At 39.5% G+C, this 704-nt stretch carries 1 protein-coding gene; it reads right to left on the bottom strand.

Annotated elements, in window-relative coordinates:
• The coding region (locus J3492_RS13010; protein ID WP_207992428.1) for an RNA-guided endonuclease TnpB family protein at positions 1 to 704 on the bottom strand (704 nt) is incomplete at both ends.

The raw sequence follows: 704 nt of genomic DNA, 5'->3' as shown, positions 1-704 counted from the left end.
AGTGAATGAGTTTGATTTAATCTTCCCAACAACGATTAAGTTGTTGGCTTTAACAAGCTTTGATGTGAATTTATGAATCAAGTCTTGGCGGGTGTCTTTAATCTTGGCATGAATGGCCTTAACCCGTTTTTTGTTTTTGGCTCTTTGAGCAACAGCGAGTTTTGTCGCCCATTTTTGCGTTTGCTTAATGGTTAGCTTGTCACCATTTGATGTGGTAGCAGACTCTGTTAAGCCTAAATCAATACCAACACTACCTTTGCCGCATGGTTGTTTGGGATATTCTTTAATGGTGATACACGCATACCAACGATTACGACTGTCTTGTACTATCTCTAAGGTGTTAATTTGATACAGGCTTAGGTTGTAACTATCGAATACATCAATGATGAGCTTTCGACCTTTAGAGAGCGATAGCTGAATGGTTGATTTAAGTGCCTTTTTGCCTGTTTGTCTGGTATGTAGATACTTGATAGCAGACTTTTTAAAAGGTATCCAGCCTAGTGATTTACGCTTGGCATCAGGACGGTTGCTGCGCCAGTTAAGTTTGGCCTTTTTAAATTGTTTACGTGATTTAGCGTGAGTCTCATTGATAGCTTGCAAAGTTTGCGAGTGCAAGCCTAAATACTCACCACTACCTTTGGTATACTCACTTAGATCATAAGCACTAAAAAACGTACCGGTACGTTTTAAATGCTCAAAGCACA

Source organism: Psychrobacter coccoides, assembly GCF_017498085.1.
GTDB lineage: Bacteria > Pseudomonadota > Gammaproteobacteria > Pseudomonadales > Moraxellaceae > Psychrobacter > Psychrobacter coccoides.
The sequence above is the reverse complement of the archived record's forward strand: the minus strand, read 5'-3'. Positions and strand labels throughout refer to the sequence as shown.